At 70.9% G+C, this 18,323-nt stretch carries 17 protein-coding genes, 1 tRNA gene and 1 pseudogene; 8 read left to right on the forward strand and 11 right to left on the reverse strand.

Features of this window, described 5'->3' with window-relative positions:
* Nucleotides 1–19: 19 nt before the first annotated feature.
* Together HNP44_RS03715 and gluQRS are read left to right on the forward strand one after the other, a co-directional pair.
* The gene (locus tag HNP44_RS03715; RefSeq protein WP_259141400.1) at nt 20–970 is read left to right on the forward strand and encodes a helix-turn-helix transcriptional regulator; all 951 of its coding nucleotides are present in this window, start codon (nt 20–22) and stop codon (nt 968–970) included.
* A 9-nt stretch (nt 971–979) separates the two neighbouring features.
* Nucleotides 980–1,837: a tRNA glutamyl-Q(34) synthetase GluQRS gene (gluQRS, locus tag HNP44_RS03720; protein ID WP_259141399.1), complete on the forward strand. Its 858-nt coding sequence runs from the start codon at nt 980–982 to the stop codon at nt 1,835–1,837.
* Here gluQRS and HNP44_RS03725 read toward each other — a convergent pair.
* From HNP44_RS03725 to HNP44_RS03740, 4 genes and pseudogenes are all read right to left on the reverse strand, one after another.
* Nucleotides 1,826–2,044 carry a hypothetical protein gene (locus HNP44_RS03725; RefSeq protein ID WP_259141398.1) on the reverse strand — a complete coding sequence of 73 codons (219 nt, stop codon included), beginning with the start codon at nt 2,042–2,044 and terminating at the stop codon, nt 1,826–1,828. The two genes, gluQRS and HNP44_RS03725, sit on opposite strands and share 12 nt — an antisense overlap.
* Nucleotides 2,045–2,101: 57 nt before the next feature.
* Nucleotides 2,102–3,091 (reverse strand): GlxA family transcriptional regulator, encoded by a 990-nt coding sequence (locus HNP44_RS03730; protein WP_259141397.1) that lies wholly within the window; start codon nt 3,089–3,091, stop codon nt 2,102–2,104.
* A 34-nt stretch (nt 3,092–3,125) separates the two neighbouring features.
* Nucleotides 3,126–4,427, reverse strand: coding sequence for a tRNA guanosine(34) transglycosylase Tgt (gene tgt / locus HNP44_RS03735; protein ID WP_374758742.1), 1,302 nt, complete (start codon nt 4,425–4,427; stop codon nt 3,126–3,128).
* 555 nt (nt 4,428–4,982) lie between these two features.
* A pseudogene (locus HNP44_RS03740) lies at nt 4,983–7,424 on the reverse strand (MMPL family transporter); the annotation flags it as partial.
* Here HNP44_RS03740 and HNP44_RS03745 point away from each other — a divergent pair.
* Nucleotides 7,415–7,804 (forward strand): hypothetical protein, encoded by a 390-nt coding sequence (locus HNP44_RS03745; protein ID WP_259141396.1) that lies wholly within the window; start codon nt 7,415–7,417, stop codon nt 7,802–7,804. The pseudogene HNP44_RS03740 and the gene HNP44_RS03745 overlap by 10 nt on opposite strands.
* On the opposite strand, the gene HNP44_RS03750 is transcribed toward HNP44_RS03745, so the two are convergent.
* Entirely contained in the window at nt 7,791–8,627 is an 837-nt protein-coding gene (locus tag HNP44_RS03750) for an arylamine N-acetyltransferase family protein (RefSeq protein WP_259141395.1), read from the reverse strand. The genes HNP44_RS03745 and HNP44_RS03750 overlap by 14 nt on opposite strands.
* Nucleotides 8,628–8,738: 111 nt before the next feature.
* Between HNP44_RS03750 and HNP44_RS03755 the strand changes: the two genes are divergently transcribed.
* A complete protein-coding gene (locus HNP44_RS03755) occupies nt 8,739–9,404 on the forward strand; it encodes a DUF2306 domain-containing protein (protein ID WP_259141394.1) in 666 nt (221 codons plus the stop codon).
* Here the strand turns inward: HNP44_RS03755 and HNP44_RS03760 are convergent.
* From HNP44_RS03760 to HNP44_RS03770, 3 genes are all read right to left on the reverse strand, one after another.
* Nucleotides 9,386–9,473 (reverse strand) — tRNA-Ser (locus HNP44_RS03760). The two genes, HNP44_RS03755 and HNP44_RS03760, sit on opposite strands and share 19 nt — an antisense overlap.
* Nucleotides 9,474–9,519: 46 nt before the next feature.
* Nucleotides 9,520–9,954: a nucleoside deaminase gene (locus HNP44_RS03765; RefSeq protein WP_259141695.1), complete on the reverse strand. Its 435-nt coding sequence runs from the start codon at nt 9,952–9,954 to the stop codon at nt 9,520–9,522.
* Nucleotides 9,955–9,983: 29 nt separating this feature from the next.
* On the reverse strand, nt 9,984–10,502 hold the full coding sequence (locus HNP44_RS03770; RefSeq protein ID WP_259141393.1) for a tRNA adenosine deaminase-associated protein: 519 nt from the start codon (nt 10,500–10,502) through the stop codon (nt 9,984–9,986).
* 85 nt (nt 10,503–10,587) lie between these two features.
* Between HNP44_RS03770 and HNP44_RS03775 the strand changes: the two genes are divergently transcribed.
* Nucleotides 10,588–11,550 carry a prephenate dehydrogenase gene (locus HNP44_RS03775; RefSeq protein ID WP_259141694.1) on the forward strand — a complete coding sequence of 321 codons (963 nt, stop codon included), beginning with the start codon at nt 10,588–10,590 and terminating at the stop codon, nt 11,548–11,550.
* Here HNP44_RS03775 and HNP44_RS03780 read toward each other — a convergent pair whose 3' ends face one another.
* The 3 genes from HNP44_RS03780 to HNP44_RS03790 all read right to left on the reverse strand — a co-directional run bounded on the left by HNP44_RS03780 (nt 11,551) and on the right by HNP44_RS03790 (nt 13,121).
* The gene (locus tag HNP44_RS03780) at nt 11,551–12,165 is read right to left on the reverse strand and encodes a putative glycolipid-binding domain-containing protein (protein WP_259141392.1); all 615 of its coding nucleotides are present in this window, start codon (nt 12,163–12,165) and stop codon (nt 11,551–11,553) included.
* A gap of 120 nt (nt 12,166–12,285) precedes the next feature.
* Nucleotides 12,286–12,678, reverse strand: a complete 393-nt coding sequence (locus HNP44_RS03785) for a RidA family protein (protein WP_259141391.1) — start codon at nt 12,676–12,678, stop codon at nt 12,286–12,288.
* A gap of 2 nt (nt 12,679–12,680) precedes the next feature.
* Nucleotides 12,681–13,121 (reverse strand): DUF6918 family protein, encoded by a 441-nt coding sequence (locus tag HNP44_RS03790; protein WP_259141390.1) that lies wholly within the window; start codon nt 13,119–13,121, stop codon nt 12,681–12,683.
* Nucleotides 13,122–13,364: 243 nt separating this feature from the next.
* Between HNP44_RS03790 and HNP44_RS03795 the strand changes: the two genes are divergently transcribed.
* From HNP44_RS03795 to exaC, 3 genes are all read left to right on the forward strand, one after another.
* A complete protein-coding gene (locus HNP44_RS03795) occupies nt 13,365–15,347 on the forward strand; it encodes a CocE/NonD family hydrolase (protein WP_374758726.1) in 1,983 nt (660 codons plus the stop codon).
* A 31-nt stretch (nt 15,348–15,378) separates the two neighbouring features.
* Nucleotides 15,379–16,611, forward strand: coding sequence for a GAF domain-containing protein (locus HNP44_RS03800; protein ID WP_259141388.1), 1,233 nt, complete (start codon nt 15,379–15,381; stop codon nt 16,609–16,611).
* A 101-nt stretch (nt 16,612–16,712) separates the two neighbouring features.
* Complete coding sequence (gene exaC, locus HNP44_RS03805) at nt 16,713–18,236, forward strand: acetaldehyde dehydrogenase ExaC (RefSeq protein ID WP_068526037.1); 1,524 nt, start codon at nt 16,713–16,715, stop codon at nt 18,234–18,236.
* Nucleotides 18,237–18,323 lie beyond the last annotated feature (87 nt).

Raw genomic sequence — 18,323 nt, forward strand, 5'->3', positions numbered from 1 at the left:
TGAAGGAATTCTGAAAGACATGGCGAACACGAGTTCCCGAACCCTGCGGCTGCTGTCCCTCCTGCAGACCCACCGCTACTGGCCAGGCTCCGAGCTGGCGGACCGGCTCGAGGTATCGGTGCGCACCCTGCGTCGCGACATCGAGCGCCTACGCGACCTCGGCTACCCCGTCTCCGCGTCCCGCGGCGTCGACGGCGGCTATCAGCTGGCGGCCGGCGCCGCGCTGCCGCCGCTGGTCCTCGACGACGAGGAGGCGGTGGCGATCGCCGTCGGGCTGCAGACCGCGGCCCAGGGCGGGATCGCCGGCATCGCCGAGACCTCGGTGCGGGCGCTGGGAAAGGTGGCGGCTGTGATGCCACCGCGGCTGCGCAAGCGCGTCGAGGCACTGGGCGCCGTCACGCAGCCCGCCGTTCTTACCGGCGGCCCGGCCGTCGACCCGCGCGTACTCACCGGCCTCGCGGAGGCGTGCCGCGCGGAGGAGCGGATCGAGTTCGGCTACACCGCCGCCGACGGGGCGCGCACCGACCGGCTCGCCGAGCCGATGCGGCTCGTGCCGCTCGAGCGCCGCTGGTACCTCGTGGCCTACGACCTGTACCGCCACGACTGGCGCAGCTTCCGGCTCGACCGGATCAGCAGACCATCGAGCACGGGCGTCCGCTTCCGGCCGCGCGAGCTGCCCGCCGAGGACGCCGCCGCCTACGTCCGCGCGTCCGTCGGCCAGCGCACGCCCGCGCACCGGATCGAATTCCACGTAGTCGCGCCCGTCGAGCACGTGCGCCCGCTCATCGGCCGGTACGCGCGGCTGGAGGAGGTGTCGGACGGCACCGTCGTGCGGATGGAGGCCGACACGCTGGACTGGCCCGCGATGGCGATCGCCGTGCTCGACGCGGAGGTCACCGTCGTCGAGCCCGCCGAGCTGACGGCCCACCTCGCCCGCTGGGCGGGAAACCTCGCCCGCGTCCGCTCGTAAGCTGGGGCGGTGACTGCTGGACGGTACGCGCCGAGCCCGTCGGGCGACCTGCACGTGGGCAACCTGCGCACGGCCCTACTCGCCTGGCTCTTCGCCCGCTCGACGGGGCGGGATTTCCTGCTGCGCGTCGAGGACCTGGACACCGGGCGCACCGCCGACGGTGCCGAGGCGCGCCAGCTCGCCGACCTCGCCGCTCTGGGACTGGACTGGGACGGCGAGACGGTGCGCCAGTCGTCGCGGACGGAGCGCTACGCGGCCGTGCTGGAGCGGCTCGACGTCTACGAGTGCTACTGCACCCGCCGGGAGATCCTCGCCGCCCCGTCGGCGCCGCACGCCCCGGAGGGCGCCTACCCGGGAACGTGCCGCGACCTCACCGAGGCCGAACGGGAAGTGCGGCGGCGGGAGCGGCCCGCGGCGGTGCGCCTGCGCGCGACCGTCGACGAGTTCACGGTGACCGACGTGCTGCACGGCGAGTACACCGGCACGGTAGACGATTTCGTGCTCCGGCGGGGCGACGGCATGTACGCCTACAACCTCGCCGTCGTGGTCGACGACGCCGCGCAGGGCATCGACCAGGTGGTGCGCGGAGACGACCTCCTGCCGTCGGCACCGCGGCAGGCCTACCTGACGCGCCTGCTCGGCGGCATGCCGCCGACCTACGCCCACGTACCAATAGTACTGGGGCCCAACGGCATTCGGCTCGCCAAGCGCGACGGTGCCGTCACCCTCGCCGAGCGCGGCGGGCCACCGGTGGTGCTGCCCGAGCTGGCCGCGAGCCTGGGGCTGCAGGGCCGCACGCCGCGAGAGATGCTCAACGACTTCGACCCCGCGCGGCTGCCGCGCGCACCCTGGACGCTACCGCTCTGACGCGGGCCGCTCCGCCGGCGCGGGCCCCAGCCTGGGCCGCTCGCAGATCCGCGAGCCGTGCGCGCCGGGGACGCCGGCGCCGTGGCGGACGAGGTTGCCCGCCGCGATCCCGGAGGCGAACTCCCGCAGCCATCCCGGGGACCGGTTCGTCGTCGTCGAGGCCGCCCGGGTGCCGCCGAAGACCTTCCTCATCTGCTGAATCCTCATGTCCGAAACGCTATCCGGGGTGCGCCGCGCCGCCCAGGTGTGCGGTGCCGGAATTCCTCAAGATCCGGCCACGGGCCGGGTGGAGCTGCGCCCCACCTCGCTGCCGCGGAAGCGCTCACGGTAGGCCGTCGGCGCGAGTCCGGTCTGTCGTTTGAAGTGGTAGCGCAGCGTCTCCTCGGCGTCGAAGCCCGCGCGGCCGGTGATCACGGTGACGGAGTCGTTGGTCGTCTCCAGCAGCCGCATGGCGCGGTAGACCCGTTGCCGCATCAGCCATTCCAGCGGCGCGATGCCGGTGTACTGACGGAACCGGCGATGCAGCGTGCGGCGGGAGACGCCCGCACGGGCCGCCATGTCGTCGAGGCCCGCGACGCCGCCGATGCCGTGCGCGAGCCCCTGGAGGAAGTCGGCGAAGCGCTTGTCCATATCCGGCCGCAGCGTATCGATGTTCACGAACTGCGACTGGTCGCCGTCGCGGTGCGGCGCGACCACCAGGCGACGGGCCACCTCGTTCGCGGTGCCGGCGCCGTGATCGGAACGGATGAGGTGCAGGCACAGGTCGAGACCCGCCGCGGAGCCCGCGCCGGTGAGCACCGGGCCGTCCTGGATGTACAGCTCCGACGGCGTGACGTGCACCCGCGGGAAGCGGTACTGCAGCAGCCCCGCGTGCCGCCAGTGCGTCGTAGCTCGCCGGCCGTCGAGCAGGCCCGCCGCCGCCAGCGCGAAGGCGCCGGTGCATATGGAGACGATCCGCGCACCGTTCGCCGCGGCCGCGCGCAGCGGTTCGTGCCACTCTGGGTTCGAATCGGTCCGCGGGTCCGAGACCGCCGTGATGATGACGGTGTCGGCGCCCGCGATCTCGTCGAGGTCGTACGCCGGCCGCAGCACGGCACCGCCGAGCGTCCGCACGCCGTCGGCGGGCCCGCAGCCGCGCACGTCGTACCCGAGGGACGGAAGGTCGTGCCACTCGAAGCTCAGCGCCTCGACCACGGCGCCGTACTCGAGCAGGGTCATCCCATCGCAGACGGGCAGCGCCACCACGTGGGACATGTCCGAATCCTACGGGGCGACGGGCCTCCGCGGCCTAGTCGGACTTGGCGAGGTGCTGCTGAGTGCCCTTGTAGTAGCGACCCAGGAACTCCTCCTTGAAGTCCCAATACGTGCCGTCGAGCATCGACTGCCGAATCTTCGCGACCAGGGAGACGATGAACTGCTCGTTATGGATGGTGGCCAGCGTGGCCGCGAGACCCTCCTTCGCCTTGAACAGGTGATGGATGTACGCGCGGGTGTACTGCGAGGTGTAGTTCTGCGTCTCCGGATCCAGCGGGCGGAAGTCCGTCTTGAACCGCGAATTGGTCACGTTGTAACGGCCGTCCAGCGAGTAGATCGCGCCGTTGCGGGCCACCCGAGACGGGGAGACGCAGTCGAAGGTGTCGATGCCCTGCTCGACCGCGGCGAAGATGTCATCCGGCTCGGAGATGCCCAGCAGGTGCTTCGGCCGGTCCTCCTCGAGCTCCTGGTTCACCCAGCGCACGATGGTCGACAGGTTCGCCTTCTCCAGCGCGCCGCCAATGCCGTAGCCGCCGAAGCCGAGGCCGCCGGAGAGCCGGTCCTCCTCGCTCAGCGCGCGCAGGTCGCGGGCCGCCTTGCGGCGCAGGTCCTCGTACTGCGCGCCCTGCACGACACCCCACAGCGAGATCGCGTCCCGCCGTTGCGCGGTGAGCCAGTTGTGCTCGGAGAGGCAACGCCGCGCCCACAGGCGGGTGCGCTCCAGCGACTCCACCTGGTAGGCGCGCGTGTTGTGCAGGGTGGTCAGCTCGTCGAAGGCGAAGATGACGTCGGCGCCCAGCTGATGCTGAATCTGCATCGAAACTTCGGGCGTGAACCGGTGCTCGGTGCCATCGAGGTGGCTCAAGAAGGTCACGCCGTCGTCGTCGACGCGGGAGAGGCGGTCCTTGCCCTCGGCGATCGCGTCGTCGCCCTGGAGTTCCTCGCCGCCGGTCATGTCGATGACCTTCTTGAAACCCGAGCCGAGCGACATCACCTGGAAGCCACCGGAATCGGTAAAGGTAGGCCCGTCCCAGTTCATGAACGCGCCCAGGCCGCCGGCCTGCTCCACGATCTCCGGGCCGGGCTGCAGGTACAGGTGGTAGGCGTTCGCCAGCACCGCCTGCGCCCCCAGCTCCGAGACAGCCTCGGGCAGAACCGTCTTCACCGTGGCCTTGGTGCCGACGGGGATGAAGGCGGGGGTGAGCATCTCGCCGTGCGGCGTGAGCAGCCGGCCGGCACGGCCGAGCGGACCGTCGGGGCCCTCGAGGCGCCCCTCGATCTCGAACCGCGTGGGGTCGCTGATGTGCTCGCTCTGGAGCCGGGTGCGGCTCGTCATCGAGCGGTAGTCGGAGCGCAGCGCGCTCAGCTCCGCCGCGATCGCCTTGTTCTGCTCGCGCAGCTGGGCGATCTCGTCGCGGGTGCGATCCCGGGCGACGATCGGGCCGGTCGCGGTCTGGTCCGGGCGCGGGACACCGGGCCGCGCGACGGGGTACTCGGCGGTGTCCGGCGCGACGGTATCCGCCGCCGTGGCCATCTGTTCCGTGTCGGCGTACACGGGCGCCTGCTCGGTCACGTGCTCCTCGTCCTTGCCGAGGGGCACCAGTGGCACCGTCGGCGCGGCCGTGGGGAGCTCGACGCCGTTGGCAGTGCCGTTGGCGTGGCCGTTCACGCCGGCATGCGCGACCCGCTCCGTGCCGCGGGCGGGCACGTCGGTCGCGCCGGCAGCGACGAGCTGCTCCGCCGGCACAGGAATCTCGGCCGTGACCGGCGCCGGGATCGCGGCGGTGTCGGCGTTCGCGTCGCCGCGGCCGAGCTGGGCGACGAGCGCCTCGCCCTCGATATCGACGTTGGGCAGGATCTTGTCGAGCCACGTCGGCAGCCACCACGCCCACTTGCCGAGCAGCACCATCACCGACGGGATGAGCACCATCCGGACGATGAAGGCGTCGAGCAGCACCGCGGCGGCGAGACCGAAGCCGATCTCCTTGATGAAGACCTGCTCGTTGAGCATGAACGACGCGAAGACCGAGATCATGATGATCGCGGCCGCAGTCACCACGCGGGCGCCGTACTGCACGCCCGTCACCACGGACTGCGTCGCGTCGCCGGTGTGCACGAACTCCTCGCGCATGCGGGAGACCAGGAACACCTGGTAATCCATCGCGAGGCCGAAGACGATGCCGATCAGGAAGATCGGCAGGAACGACACCAGCGGCTGGGTGTTGTCGATGATGCCGAGGGCGCCGTCGGTGAAGATCGCGGAGGTCACGCCGAACGTGGCGACCACGGACAGCAAGAAGCCGAGAACCGCGGTGAGCGGCACCAGAATCGAGCGGAAAGCGACGAGCAACAGCAGGAACGCCAGGCCCACGACGATCCCGAGATAGATCCACAGCGCGTCACCGAGCTTCTCCGAGATGTCCATCTCGATGGCGGTGCTACCCGCGACGCCGAGGTCCACGCCGAGGCGCGCCTTCGTGCCGGCGTCACCGTTGACCATCGTGCGGAGCTTGGTCACCAGGGTCTTGGTGTCTTCGTCGTTGGGGCCGGACTTGGGCGTCACGACGATGGTCGCGGCCTTGTTGTCCGCCGCGAGCTGCGCGAGCTGCGCGTTCGCGATGAGCGGCGCGATATTGGGGTTCGTGTTCAGCTGATCGACGATCTGCTTGTAGGCGCCCAGGCGCTGGTTGGGCTGGGCCCCGGCACCGTCGACCGCGACGAGGAGGGTGCCGTTGGCGCCCTTGCCCCAGGCGTCGGAGATCAGGTCGTAGGCCTGGCGCTCCGACGTGCTCTTCTCGCTCATGCCCGAGCCGGGCAGGGCGGTCTTCATGTCCTTCATCGGGATCGCGAGGATGCCGAGCACCGCAACGCCTGCGACAAGGGTGACGACGGGGACCTTCTTCACCAGATTCGCCCAGCGGAGGCCATTGGCGACGCGGCCCTCACCCTGGTCGGTGTCCTGCGGATGCAAGCCCTTGACCCGGCCGGCGAAGACCTTGGAGCCGAACAGGCCCAGCACAGCCGGCAGCAGGGTCAGCGCGACGATGACGGCGATGAACACGCCCCATGCGGCGGCGACACCCATCTGACCGAGGAAGTCCATGCCGATGAAGGCCAGCGCGGCGAGCGCAATGATCACCGTCAGGCCGGCGAAGATCACCGCGGTGCCGGCCGTGCCCACCGCGATGCCTGCGGCCTCGGCCCGCTGTTCCTTGGTGGTGGCGCCGAGGCGCCGTAGTTCGTGCCGGTATCTCGAGACGATGAACAGGGCGTAGTCGATGGTCACGGCCAGGCCGATCATCGACGTCAGGACCGTGGGGAAGGTGCCGAGCTCGACGAAGTGCGACGCGATCATGACGCCGCCGATGGCCACCGGGACCGCGATGATCGCGTTCAGCAGCGGGAGGCCCCACGCCACCAGCGAGGCGAAGGTGATGACCAGCACGATCGCGGCGACGATCATGCCGATGATCTCGCTGGTCATGCCCATGTCCTCGGCGCCGCGCGCGGCGGAACCGTCGGCCTCGACCTGCAGGGTGCCGTTCGACGCGGCTTCGCCGGCTTCGCGGGCCTTCTTGATGTCCTCGGACAGGGTGTCCGGCAGATCCGTGACCTTGCCGAGGAAGTTCACCGTGATCTTGGCGGTCTTGCCGTCCGGGCTGACCGACGAGGTGGCCGCCGCGTCGGCGTCCTTCTGCGGCTGCGTCTTGGTCGACGCGATGGTCTTGCCCTGCTCGGTGACCGTCTCGAGCTTCGAACGCTGATCCGGGGTCAGCGCGTTCGTGTCCAGCTTGCCTGTCGGATTGTGCAGCAGCTCCGGGTCCTGGACGACGGAGACCTTCGTGCCGTCCTGATCCTTGGTGAGGTTCTTGATGTCGGCGATCGTGCGGTCGATGCCCGCCGCGGCCGCGGGGTCGGTGAGCTTGCCGTCCTTGGTGTGGAAGACGATGGTCGCCGAGGCGGTGGTGAACGGGTCACCGCCGCTGTCTCCGAAGTTCTCGGAGACGATGTCCGTCGCCTTCGCCGAGGGGAGGCCCGGCAGCGAGAAGTTGTCGACCGTGGCGCCCTTGAGGGCCACGCCGCCGCCGAGCACGCCGACGAAGATCAGCAGCCAGGCCGCGATGACTTTGAAACGATTGAGGTAGGCGAACCTCCCCAACCGGTACAGGAACAGTGCCATGCGAGTCACTCCGAGTCGTCGAGGCGCGGCGGGCTGCGCGATACAGGTCGTGTTCGAGTGTACCGATCGTTGCCGCCCGCAATAATGTCGCTGACCGGCACTTTTGTGAGGCTCATCACCGAACCGGGGGTACCGTGCAGGACATGACCGCATTTCAGCACTTCGCAACGCCTGTCACAGCCGTCGCGACCGCAACAGTGTGCGGCCTGCTCCTCGCGGGCTGCGGCAATTCCTCCGACCCGGTCCCTGCGCCATCAGGCACGCCGACGGCCACCGCGACGGCGGCCCAGACCCGAGCCGAGATGTGCGGCCAGACCCGCGGCCCCGACGGGGCGCTGTACGTCCACGCGCTGGGCACCGTGAAGGTCGACTGTGCCGAGGCGATGCGCGTCGCCAACGCCTTCGGCCCGCAGATCGCGCAGGCGAAGCCCGTCACCGTCGAGGCCTGGAACTGCACCTTCCCGCAGACCCCCGGCATGCTCGCGCGCTGTGACAGCGGCGACAAGGCGATCGGCTTCTTCAGCTCCCACTGACGGCCGCGAGCGCCGCGGCCTCGTCCTCGGGCAGGTCGATCGCGAAGGTCTCGGCGAGGATCGCCCGACGGTCCGCCGCCATGTACGGCACGGACTCCTTGAACCCGTCGGGGCGCGTCGTGATCACCGCGTCGCGCGTGAGCACATGTCGCTCGCCGGGCCGGTTGACCACAGCCATGAGCCGCCCGCGAAACGGCGAGTGCGGCGAAGCCGCGACGTAGAAGTTGGTCATCCGCAGGTCCGACCACGTGCGGTCGGTGAGCGCGAACCGGTACTGCGGCCGCCACTCGGCCGAACTCGGGTCGAGGAAATCCAGCTGCCACTCCTCGCCGAAGCCGACGGTCGACGCGGTGAGCCGGTAGCGCCAGCCGTCGGCGTCCTGTTCGAAGCCGCTCTCGAGCCGCAGCGGCGCGAGCGGGACGGCACCGAAGCCGACCTCGGCGAGGTGCGGCGCACCGTCGACCTCGACGAGTAGCAGGGCGTGCGTGCTCGCCGACGGGCGGCCGTCGACCAGCACGCGACCGGACGCCGCCCCGAATCGGAAGCCCGTGCGCTGCAGCACCGCGGCCAGCAGCGGGACGTGACCCGTACAGCCGTAGCCGCGGCGGCCGTCGATCATGCGACGCTGCAGCGCGTCGACCGTGAGCTCGCCCGGAATGCCGCGGACGGCGTCGAAGTTCTCCCACGGCAGCGTGGTCGCATGCGCCTGGACCAGCGCTGACAGGCCGTTGAGGTCGGGCGCAGGCGAGGCGCTCAGGCCGATCCGCTCCAGGTACCGCGGCAGGTCGAGGGCGGGCGCGCCCCAGGCACCGTCGTCGTTCATTCGTTTCCTCCTCGCAGAACCCCCGATCATCGTGCCTCACCCGCGCGGACTACGCAGGCCCACTCGCGCGGGTGATCCGCCGCCGCGGGTTCCGTCCCTAGCGTTCCCCGTATGAAGAAACTGCTGGTGGGCGCCCTGCTGGTGCTCGTCTTCCTCGCCTACTCCCTGCCTCCCTACCTCACGGGCGGGAGCCGCGTCCCGCTCGACGGTCAGCCGAACTGGTACTACGGGCTGCTCGTCGGGCACATCCTGCTCGGGTCGGTGGCGATGCTCGCCGGGCTGGTGCAGCTGGGCCGCCGCTGGTTCGCGAAGTACCACTGGATCGCCGGCCGGATCTACGTCGCGTGCGCGCTGCCGGTGGGGCTCGCGGCCATTGCGATCGGCACCGTCACGCCCTTCGGGCCGGCGAACGCCGCCTCCAACGTGACGCTGGGCTCGCTGATGCTGCTTTTCACGGCACTCGGCGTCCGCGCGATCGTGGGCGGCGACGTGGCCTCCCACCGTCGCTGGATGCTGCGCAGCGCGGCACTCATGTACTCGGTGATCATCAACCGGATCCTGGGGCCGGTCGTCTTTCTGGTCCTCGACGCCGCCGGTGCGCCCAGCTCGATGACAGACGCCGTAGGACCCGCACTCGTCGCGTGGCCGAGCTGGCTGATCGCGATCGTCTTCTGCGAGTGGTGGCTACGGCGCGGCACGCATCGGCCCTGGAACGGGAGAAACCCCCTCCGATCGGAATCGGAGAGGGTTTCCCTCAGCGGTGGCGGGGGGATTTGAACCCCCGGTACGGGGTTACCGCACACAACATTTCGAGTGTTGCACCTTCGGCCGCTCGGACACGCCACCGTCGGAGTACTTTACCGGAAGTCGCCCTCGACGCTAAATCGGCAGGTCAGTACCGGTGCGGTTGGAAGAAGTCGTGCAGCAGGGCCGCGCACTCTGCCGCCCGGACCCCGCCGCGCACCGTCACCCGGTGCGCGACGCGAGGGTCGCGGACCACGTCCCACACCGAGCCGACCGCACCGGTCTTGGGCTCGAAGGCACCGAAGACGAGGTGGCCGATACGCGCAGAGACCAGCGCGCCGGCGCACATGGCGCAGGGCTCCAGGGTGACGGCCAGGGTGCAGCCCTCGAGCCGCCAGCCGTCACCGAACCGCGTTGCGGCCTCTCGAATCGCGAGGATCTCCGCGTGCGCGGTCGGGTCGCCCAGCGCTTCGCGGCGGTTCCCCGCGAGCGCGAGCACGGCACCGTCGGGCCCGATGACAGCGGCGCCGACGGGGACGTCGTCGGGGCCCGCGAGGCCCGCTGCCTCGAGCGCGAGGCCCATCGCCGCGCGTTCGGCGTCCAGCAGCGCCACTAGCCCAGCGAGTCGAGGATCGCACCCAGCTCGGTATCGAACTGGAGCCGCTCGGCGATCACCTGGAGCTGCTCGTCGGGGTAGAGGTCCGGGTCGGCCAGCAGCACGCTGAGCTCCTGCTCGCCGAGGCCGAGGTCGGCGAGGATGCCGAGGTCGCCCTCGGGCCAGGGGTCGGTGTCCTCGATCTCCTCGGGGTCGATGTCCGGCACGTCGATGTTGAGCCGGTCGAGCGCCTGCACGGCGAGCTCGTCGAAGACGGCGGCCGTCGCGTCGGAGAGCAGCAGCCGCGAGTCCGAAGGCCCAGGGCGCACGATGACGAAGTACTCGTCGTCCACGTTGAGCAGGCCGATCACGGCGCCGGTCGCGCGCAGCGCCTTGAGTTCCTGCTCGGCCTTGGCGATGCTGCCCAACGCGGCGGGGTCGAGCAGGTGCACCGTCCAGGCGGTCTCCCCGCGGATCACGGCCACGGCGTAGCCGTCGGTGTCGTCGTAACGCTCCGGTGAGGTCTCTGCGGCCATGCAGAGAACCGTATCCGTAAACGCGCGTCCGCGACACGTCTCATACGGCTTCCTCACGCCGTTGTGGAACGCTGTCGGGGTGTCCGTGCAGCGTGCTCCTCATTCAGGCGTACCCGTATGCGTCCTCGGCCTCGGCCTCATCGGTGGCTCGATCCTCCGTGCGCTGGGGCGCGCGGGGCGTCCCGCCTACGGCTGGAACCGTTCGGCCTCCGCCGTCGACGATGCAGGGGCCGCGGGCTTCGACGCCTCGTCGGACCTCGCGGCGACGCTGCGCCGCGCGGAGGAGGGCGGACACGTCATCGTCGTCGCGGTGCCCGTCCCCGCGCTCGACGGCGTGCTCGCGGCCGTCGCCGAGCACGCCCCGAACGCCTGGCTGACCGACGCGGTGAGCGTGAAGGGCGCCGTCGCGCGGCGGGTCGCCGCCGCCGGCCTGACGGGGCGGTACGCGGGCGGCCACCCGATGGCCGGAACCGCCTTCTCCGGCTGGGAGGCCACCGACGCCTCGCTGTTCGACGGCGCGACCTGGGTGGTCACCGCCGACGCGGAGACCCCCGCGGCGGCCTGGCGCCTCGCGGCCTCCGTGGGCCTGGACTGCGGTGCAGTGATCGTGCCCGCCGGCTCCACCGAGCACGACGCGGCGGTCGCGCGGATCTCGCACTCGGTGCATCTGGTGGCCGAGGCCGTCGCGATCACGGCGGAGCTCGACCCGGCCGCGAAGCAGCTGGCCCTGTCGCTGGCCGCGAGCAGCTTCCGCGACGTCACGCGGGTGGCGGGCACCGCACCGTCGCTGGTGAACGCGATGTGTGAGGCGAACGCCGAGGCCCTGCTCGACGCGCTAGACGACACCATCGCCGAGCTGATCGCCGCCCGCGCCGAACTCGCCGTGCAGGGCACCGTCGGCGACATCACCGAACGCGGCTACGCGGCCCGCAGGCGGTACGAGAACGCCCGCCGCACCCCCTTCACCCCCGTGCTCGACGGGGCGGGGTGGCAGCGGGCGCTGCGCGAGGCCGGTCACGCCGGCGGCGTGATCACAGCGCTCGACTGACTACTCGACACGGCGCGAGAGCCCCGGGTAGTCGACGACGAATCCGTCGGCGTCGACGGAGATCTTCGAGCTGCTGATCGGGGAGATCACCGTAATGCCGTCGGCGGCACCGTCGTAGTTGATGACCGTCTCCTTGACCGCGAGCGTCGGCAGGTCGACGTACACGACCGGCACGTCGATCTCCTCCGGGTGGCTCTGCAGGTCGAATCGGCGGATCGTGAGGGCGTTGAAGAACGCGGATCTGAGCACGTCGACGCTGAGCGCACCGGAGAAGAAACCGCGTTCCGCGCCCTGTGCGCCCTGGACCAGCCAATGGTTCTCGCCGTCGCGGGCGATCGTCACCTGCGACTCGCCGGCCGCAGTGAGGGCGTGCACGGAGAGGCGCTTGGTGACGCCCTCGTCGTCGGTGACCAGGTCGTACGAGGCGTTGAAGGCGGGGCCGTCGGCCGACGGGGCCGCGATGATCCGGCCGTAGGCCTTGATCCGGTCGCCCGTCAGCTGCACGCGGACCGACTCCAGGAGGTTCCCGTCCTCGGAACGCCAGGTGAGGATCCTGGGCCAGCTCGCGCCGGTGATCACGGTGGCCACTGCGTCTGCGGATGAAGGGGTGCTCACGCCCCTACGGTAACCCCTCGCATCCGGCGCGAACGAACCCCTGTGGCCGCCACTCGGTCAGCGCTATCGCTGTGCCGGCGCTCACAGGGGCTCTGCGTCACGCGAGCCCGTCGCGCCCGCTCAGAGTGCCGCGACGGCCTCCAGCTCGACCACCTGATCGTCGTACCGCAGCCGGCTGACGCCGACGATCGACACGGGCGGCAGGTCCACGAAGACCTCGGCCAACGTCTCGCCCGCGACCTGCAGGTCCACCTGCAAGTGCTCGGCGACGAACACCGTCAGTCGCGCGACGGCGGACAGCTGTGCACCGCGCTCACCCAGGATCACCCGGAGGTTCGCCACGGCCGCGCGGACCTGCCCCTGGACGTCGCCGGGGGCGACGGTCGTGCCGCCCTGGTCGAGCGGCGCCACACCCGCGACGTGCAGGGTGGCGCCCGCGGACACTGTCGCGCTGTAGGCGTGCTCGACCGCGGTGGTCAGCTGGTCCGAGCCGTGGAGCTGTACGTCGCCCATGATCAGGCGGCGTTCTTCTGGACGGCCGCGCCGACGCGCGGGAGCGCCGCGACGACGTTCTCCTTGGCCTTGCCGCGCAGGCTCGAGTAGGCCTTGCGGAGCGCGGGCTGGCTGGTGGACTCGGCCTTCTTGTCGGTGACCGCAAGCAGCGCGTCGCCGACCGCGTCGCCGCGGGCCGCGAGGAACTGGCCGAAGTCGCCGGGGCCCTGGGCCTGGAACTCGGTCCAGAACGGGTCGAGCGCGGCGGCGAAGTCGGGGAGCAGCTTGGTCAGCGCCGACTCGATGACGGTCGGCGAGACCTTCTTCACCGCGGCGTACGCGGTCTTGATGACGGTGCCCGACAGGCCGCTCTTGTCGCCCACCTCGGATTCGACGACCGACGCGAAGTCGGCGACGACGGCCGGCTGGCGCGCGGGATCGAGGAGCGTGGTGGTCAGCGACATGGGGTACCTCCGGGTCTTGCGGTCGATTGCGATAACGAGCTTATCGGGCCTCACGGCGGCGTGCGGAGTGCTGAATCCACGCTGAGCCGGACCCGCCGGGAATGCAACCGTTCTGCATCGGATCTGCAACAACCGCACCCGCGGTTTGTGAGGTATGTCACCCGTGATCTAAGTTGACGATTGAAGGAAGGGGTTGCAATGGTGACCAGCCGATCCGGTAGAGCGAACGCACGACTGTCCGGCGTGCGCTTCCCGCTCTGGGACCGCAGCCCCTCGCTGCCCGCCCCGTCGGGCGGCGAACACCACCCACGCGTCGACCACACGCTCCCCCTCGGCGACCCCACCGGCGGCGCCGACGCCCTCGCCTGGCGCGAGGCCGTCGACGGCCGGCTCACGTATCCGCGCGTCCACATCGACCGCAACGTCGACATCCGCATGTCCGACGGTGTCGTCCTGCGCGCGACCGTCGTGCGGCCCGCCGAGCTCGACGGGGTGCCCGTCGAACGCCCCTACCCCGCGATCCTCAACCTCAACCCGTACAACCGGATGATCGTCGACGCGATCGACGAGACCACGCACGCCGCCTTCGTCGGGCCGGCGCTGACCAACGCTTCGAAGGCGCTCACGGGCGGCACCGTCGACTTCTCGGGCGGCCTGCTGCAGGGCTTCGGCATCAACCGTCGCCTGGTGCGCAGCGGCTACGTGCAGGTGATCGTCGACGTGCGCGGCACGGGCACCTCGCACGGCGTGTGGCAGATCCTCGGCCCGCGCGAGCAACAGGACTCCGTCGAGGTGCTGGGCTGGGCCCGCGCGCAGAACTGGTGCGACGGGAAGCTCGGCATGGGCGGCTGGTCGTACTCCGCGATCAACTCGCTGCAGGCCGCGGGCCATGCGCCGGAGGGCCTGGGCGCGGTCTTCGCGATCGAGGGCAGCGAGGACATCGTCCGCGACATCTACATCACCGGCGGCCTCCCGTCGGTGTTCATCCCGCTCTGGCTCGGCGCGGTGAACGCGCTCAAGTGGCTCTACAACCCCCGCACGCTGCTCCGTGACACCGTGAACGGCAACGTCTTCCGCTGGTTGCACAGCCGGATCGTCTCGCCCGCCACGGAGATTCCGTCGGTGGTGAGTGGCGTGCTCACCGGCCGCGATCCCCGCGTCAACGACAATCCTTACTTCACCGAGCGGAACGCGAGCATCGAGTCGATCACCGCGCCCACCTTCCTGTTCGGCGGCTGGCACGACCTCTTCGGGCGCAGCACGCCCCGGACCTTCGACCGCCTGAACCTGCCGGCGGGGCGCAAGCAGATGGTGATCACCGACGGCTTCCACGTCGACATGGGCGCCGGCTTCGGCGGCACCCAGGCGCCGCCGCGCATCGACGTCCTGGAGCGGGCCTGGTACGACCGCTGGCTCAAGGACATCGACAACGGCGTCGACCGCTACGGCCCCGTCACCCTGCAGCAGCAGGGCGGTGGCTGGACCGCCGGCGAGTCCTTCCCCCGCCCCGGCGCCCGCACCCGGCGGCTCTACGCGACCCCGGCACCGTCGGGCACGGCGGAGCACGCGAAGTACGACGGTGGCCTCGCGACCTTCCCGGCGCGCCGGCAGGCGTCTGCGTCCACGCGGATCGACCTCCGCGGCCTGGCCTCGCCCGACCTGACGCAGGTACTCGCGGGCCTGACCAAGGCCGTCCCCGCGCTGGCGCACGCCGGCGTGCAGGAGCGCGGCGCGATCTCCTTCACCTCCCCTCCGGCCGCGGTGCCGGTGCAGCTGAGCGGCGCGATCAACGTGCACCTCGTGACGCGGTGCGAGGGCGAGGAGGCGATCTGGGCGGTCACGGTCAACGACGTCGCGCCCGACGGCACGTCGACGGTGCTCTCGGGCGGCGCCCTCATGGCCTCGAACCGGGCGCTCGACCCCGCGCGCAGCACCTACGATCTCGACGGCGAGCTGCTCGGCGCCTTCCACCCGCTCACCTGGTCGGCGAAGCAGAAGGTCGTGCCGGGCGAGACGATCGAGCTCGACGTCGACGTGGTGCCCACCGACGCCCTGCTCGAGGAGGGCCACCGCCTGCGCGTGGACGTCTACGCCGGCAGCGTGCCGCGCTACCTGGCGACGGTCCCCGATCTGGTGAAGACGCGGTTCGGCAAGCAGACGGTGCTGCTCAGCCCCGAGCAGCCGTCGTACGTGAGTCTGCAGATCGTGGGCGATCCGGGCTGGTGACGGCCCGTCGAGGGCTATCGTCGAGTCCACGATGGTGACCGGTTCCCGAGCCGTCGCGTCCGCGGGTGCGGCCGCGCGGCTGCACAGCATGTTCGTCGACGGTGCGGTCGACGAGTCGACGCTGCGCGCGTCCCAGCTACGGCATCTCATCGCGGAGAGCTGGCAGCGCAGCCGCGACCTGGGCGTGAACCCGGACGGGGAGGCACCGTCGGGCGACTGTGCGCTCGACGCCCTGCGCGCCCGTAACCCGCTGTCGGGCGTGATGCCCGTGATCCGCAGGCTGCTCGTCGACGATTCCGCCGGCGCGATGGTGGCCGTGGGCGACCGGGACGGGACGCTCCTGTGGGTGGAGGGCGACGGTGCCGCCGTCCGCCGGGCCGCCGCCATGAACTTCATCCCCGGCGCGAACTGGAGCGAGACCGCGGCCGGCACGAACGCGCCCGGCACCGCGCTCGCGCTCGACACCGAGGTGCAGATCGCCGGGTCGGAGCACTTCGCCCGGCGCGCGCACCGGTGGAACTGCACCGCCGTCCCGGTGCACGATCCGGTGACCCGCGCGCCGATCGGCGTGCTCGACGTGACCGGCGGCCCCGAGGTGGCGACGCCGCAGGCCCTGGCCCTGGTGCGGGCCGCGGCGATGGCCGTCGAGGGGCAGCTGGCGATCCTCCGCCTGGCCCCGCCCGCCCCCGCGGCGGGCCCGCGGTTGCGGCTGCTGGGCGGCCGGCCGGTGCTGGAGCGGGACGGCCGGGAGGCGCCGCTGACGGGCCGGCACGCCGACATCCTCGCGCTGCTCGCGCGGCATCCGGAGGGCCTCACCGCCGACCACCTGGCTCTGCTTCTCGACGAGCGCGACCTCGACGTGGTGACGGTCCGCGCGGAGGTCTCCCGGCTGCGCAAGACGGTCGGCGCCGACCTGCTGGGCTCGCGCCCGTATCGGCTGCTGCGCCCGCTCGCCTCCGACGCCGACGACGCCGCGCGCGCCATCCGCGCGGGCCGCGTCGGGGACGCCCTCGCCGTCTACCGCGGGCCACTGCTCCCCAACTCCGCGGCTCCCGGCGTCGCGCGCCTGCGCACCGAGCTGGCGGGGAGTCTGCGCTCGGCCGTGCTCGCGAGCCGGGACCTGGGCCTGCTCCGACGGTGGCTCGACCTGCCCGACGCGCGCGACGACGAGCACGGCTGGCGGGTGCTGCGCGCGCACGGCGATGCGCGGGCGCGCGCCGAGGCCGACGGACGGCTCGCGGCGATCGCCATCGACCTGGCCTAACCTGGGCGGATCGACGCTGCAACCGACTGCAACGGTGTTGCAACGGTCACTGCGTAGGGTGAACTGTGACTGATATCACGCCACTCATCTGGAGGTCCCCCATGACCGTTTACGCACGCCCCGGCGCGGCCGGCTCGCTCATGAGCTACCAGTCCCGCTACGACAACTGGATCGGCGGCGAGTGGGTCGCCCCGGTCAAGGGACAGTACTTCGAGAACGTCACCCCGGTCACCGGCCAGGGCTTCTGCGAGGTGGCGCGGTCCACCGCCGAGGACATCGAGCTGGCGTTGGACGCTGCGCACGCGGCCGCTCCCGCCTGGGGCAAGACCGCGCCGGCCGTCCGCGCGGGGATCCTGCTCAAGATCGCCGACCGGATGGAGGCCAATCTCGAGTCGATCGCCCTCGCCGAGTCCTGGGACAACGGCAAGCCGATCCGCGAGACCCTCAACGCCGACATCCCTCTCGCCATCGACCACTTCCGCTACTTCGCGTCGTGCCTGCGCTCCCAGGAGGGCGGGATCTCGGAGATCGACGAGAACACTGTCGCGTACCACTTCCACGAGCCGCTCGGCGTGGTCGGCCAGATCATCCCGTGGAACTTCCCGATCCTCATGGCGGTGTGGAAGCTGGCGCCCGCGCTGGCCGCCGGCAACGCGATCGTGTTGAAGCCCGCCGAGCAGACCCCGGTCTCGGTGCTGTACCTGTGGTCGCTCATCGGCGACCTGCTGCCCGCGGGCGTGGTGAACATCGTCAACGGCTTCGGCCTCGAGGCCGGCAAGCCGCTGGCCTCGTCGAAGCGGATCCGCAAGATCGCCTTCACCGGTGAGACCACCACGGGCAAGCTGATCGCGGGCTACGCCGCCGACAACCTCATCCCCGTGACCCTGGAGCTGGGCGGCAAGAGCCCGAACGTCTTCTTCAAGGACGTCATGGCTGCGAACGACGACTACCAGGACAAGGCCCTCGAGGGCTTCACGATGTTCGCGCTGAACCAGGGCGAGGTGTGCACCTGCCCGTCGCGCGCGCTGCTGGAGAAGCCGATCTTCGACGAGTTCCTCGAGCTCGGCTCCATCCGCACCAAGTCGATCATCCAGGGCGACCCACTGGACACCGACACCATGATCGGCGCGCAGGCCTCGAAGGAGCAGCACGAGAAGATCCTGTCGTACATCGAGATCGGCAAGAACGAGGGCGCGACGCTGGTGACGGGCGGCGAGGCGGCCGACCTGGGCGGCGACCTCTCCGGCGGCTACTACATCCAGCCGACCATCTTCTCCGGCACCAACGACATGCGGATCTTCCAGGAGGAGATCTTCGGGCCCGTGCTCGCGGTGACGTCCTTCGACGGCTACGACAACGCGATGGAGATCGCCAACGACACCCGCTACGGCCTCGGCGCCGGCGTGTGGTCGCGCAACGGCGACGTCGCCTACCGCGCGGGCCGCGACATCCAGGCCGGCCGCGTCTGGACGAACACCTACCACCAGTACCCGGCGCACGCGGCGTTCGGCGGCTACAAGGACTCGGGCATCGGCCGTGAGAACCACAAGATGATGCTCGATCACTACCAGCAGACCAAGAACCTGCTGGTCTCCTACGCACCGGGCGCTCAGGGCTTCTTCTGATCCCCTGCCCGGGCAACGCCTGGGGTGTCCGCGGCGCCGTCCCCGATATCCGGGGGCGGCGCCGCTCGCACGTCCGGGCGGACCTGC

Origin of the sequence: Tsukamurella ocularis (assembly GCF_024807615.1) — a bacterium.
Lineage (GTDB): Bacteria > Actinomycetota > Actinomycetes > Mycobacteriales > Mycobacteriaceae > Tsukamurella > Tsukamurella ocularis.